Below are 2,853 nucleotides of genomic sequence, written 5' to 3' on the forward strand. Positions count from 1 at the left end.
GACCACCGCCGACGCCGCCATCTTCTTTTTATAGCGGGCGTAGTAGGCGCTTCCTTCCGGGTAGGACAGAACGTCGAAATGCTGCACCACCCGCCGCTGCGTCAGTTTTTCAATGACCCCCCGAACTTTAATCAGCGGTGCTGGAGGCGGCAGTACCGGGTCCGGTGGAGCATTTTTCAGCGCCTCCAGCAGCTCTTTCTCTTTCAGGCGAAAATGTGCCAGCCATTTTCCTTTTTCATTTCTGGCCTCGATATTGCGCAGAATGTCCTGCGTTCGCGCCAGCTCACTTTTTTGCTGCAGATAGTTATGCAGCGGATATTTTTTATTGCTGCCTTCGAGGCTTCTTCGCAATCCGTCCGAGAATTTCAGCTCTTTTTCCATAATTTATTCCCGCAATATGTGGATATGACCATACTGGCATCTATTTAATAATTTTATTAATAAATTTGATTTATTTGTTTTTATTGGAAGATTCTATTTTACGTAAGCATTCCGTCAGCGATTTTCCACATTTCACTATAAGTTCTGCTTTTTTTTCTTCTGAGCAGCTATCAATATCTGTCGAGAATTTTTCGCCAAACAGCGTGTTCTGCAGCCAGATTTGAATTTCATCTTCAAAAAAATACTCTTTCAGGGCATAGTCCACTACCACCAGAAACAAAGCGAACTGCCAGGACGAGAGAACACCAATCCACTCAATTCCCAGCGCATACACCGTAGGTATCGCTGCACGCCCCAGCCACACCTCCATACTGCCGACGGCCGTACTCCAGCCAAATTTTGACATTAAAGCAGGCAAAACTTTGCCGCTGACTGAAATAATAGTTGTTATATCATTCAGTATTTTCCCCAAATATAGTATTCCGTATGTCCACTGTTTATTTATTGAACTTTCATCCTTTAACTGGTAGGCATCTGAAAAATCAGCCCCCAACGATGCAATAGCATTGAGCATCGCGCAACTGGCGCCCACCCATTTCAGTTTTGGAAATGATTTGTCATCTTTTTTTATGACATCCATCATTTTACTGACAATATCAATCGCGCCTCCCGTGGTGGCAAATCCCGCCGCGACCAGTTTGGCATAACTGGAAAAGTCATCTCGTTTAAAATGATCTGCCTGGTTATATAGCTCCACCATATTAAAAAAGAGCACCAGGAAATTGATACTTGTCGCACGATAAGCATTTTTTTTCGCTCCCGTGATACTGAAGTCTGCAGTCGCCTTTTCCAGATCGGAGAACCGTACCTGAGCAACTTTTAACCGTCCTGACACTCTGTCTTTTTGAGGATTAACAAAGAGCATTTCGTTTATATAGTAGCTGCGCTCGGTCGCCCAGCCAAAATATTTACTCGAGAAAGACTTTATTTCCGCTACTGTTTTACCTGCCGAAAGAGAACAGAGCGTTTTAACGACAAGATCGTTTATGGAGTCCAGTTTCGGCCCAACACCCGAAACAGAAAATAAACGGGAACCCAGCGTTGCCATATGTTGATCAGCTTGATACAACACCCGCTTTGACCAGACTGCATCATTTCCAGGTGGCTCATCCAGCGCAGCAGTTGCTTTACTAAACCCTTCGAACAATTTAACCAGGTCACCGGATTTTGACTCAAAAAATGCCAACAAACTTTGTTCTGTAACCGGCTGACTCACTCCTTTGCGCACACTGGCAAGCAAGGGTTCGGCAACCGTCATTAACTCAGGTGCATTATAAAAATGAGTACGCCAGACGAGGTTGTTTTCATCAGTTGTAGAATAATCTTTTATCCAGTCATCCAGTAAACTCACACCAGATTTCGCCGCACCTAATCCAGACATTGCAAAAGCTGCAACCTCACGAAAATGCAAATTATCCTGTGGAAGATCAGAATAAAAATCCTGCAGCGTACGAATAAAACCCGGAGATTTAAGCCATTGGCAGCGCAAATCAATTATCACTTCGAGTTGTTTATCGATTTTGTGCGTCAGGTCCTCACCACATTTAATAAACGAATCCAGACACTCTTGCTTTATCTTTCTTTTATATCTGCGCAGATTATTTGCCACCCGCGACCTTTTCAGATTCTGTTCCTGTCTTTTCTTCGACTGTCGCTCAAATTCCTCCCGGCTTAAAATATCCGTATTACCTTTTCGTCCCTCATTCCAGACATACATTCCATATGCGTAATCCATATCACGAGATGTTGAAAGTGAACCACCCATTGCCGCGAGCTGCTGTTCCACATCCTGCTCAGCACTCTTTTTTATAATATTCTCAACACCGTTTATCAGACCCTGGGTGCAGAACTCCAGGGCGCGTTCTTCACCAAATATCTTCGCCATCGCCAGGACATCATTCGTCCATCCCGTCAGCTCATGCGCTATCCCTGCTGCATCATGCAACGCCATCAGCAACGGTGTCACGGGGGAACCGTCTGGCTTCACACCCCGTTCCTTCATCTGCCGGATTGTATTTCCGGCCACTCCGTTCTTCCACGGATACAATGTCTCCTGCGGCCCCGGCTCTTTGACTATGGCATAGCGTTCACTCACACACTGGCTGACGCGGATTTTAGTATGGGTGCCATACGGTAACCGCATTGCCGGACACAGCTGGCTGCCCTGCGCCGGGATGTAATCCAGAACCCTGGCGAGATTTGCTGTGGTTGCCTCTGTTATTTGCTGTGAAGCCTGGGGCGCCGTCCAGTTTGAGGAACTCAGGCGCTGCATTCTGCGCTGCCTTTGACCGCTATCGCCCGCGTAACGCTCCATCGTTTTTTCCGTCCAGGGACACTGCGTGAATGCTATCCAGATATCATTCTCCAGGACTTCATAAGGCAGCGTCAGAAAATCCTTTCCGCCATCACTGT

Annotated in this window: 1 protein-coding gene and 1 pseudogene; both read right to left on the minus strand. The window is 46.4% G+C overall.

The features are described from left to right. Positions 1-381 (minus strand): annotated as a pseudogene (locus tag OGY19_RS07385) (hypothetical protein); the annotation flags it as partial. A 70-nt stretch (positions 382-451) separates the two neighbouring features. Then, positions 452-2,853: T6SS effector BTH_I2691 family protein (locus OGY19_RS07390; RefSeq protein WP_286596281.1), on the minus strand; the 2,402-nt coding region annotated here is incomplete at its 5' end.

This window comes from Citrobacter sp. Cy070, from assembly GCF_030332245.1.
GTDB classification, from domain to species: domain Bacteria; phylum Pseudomonadota; class Gammaproteobacteria; order Enterobacterales; family Enterobacteriaceae; genus Citrobacter; species Citrobacter youngae.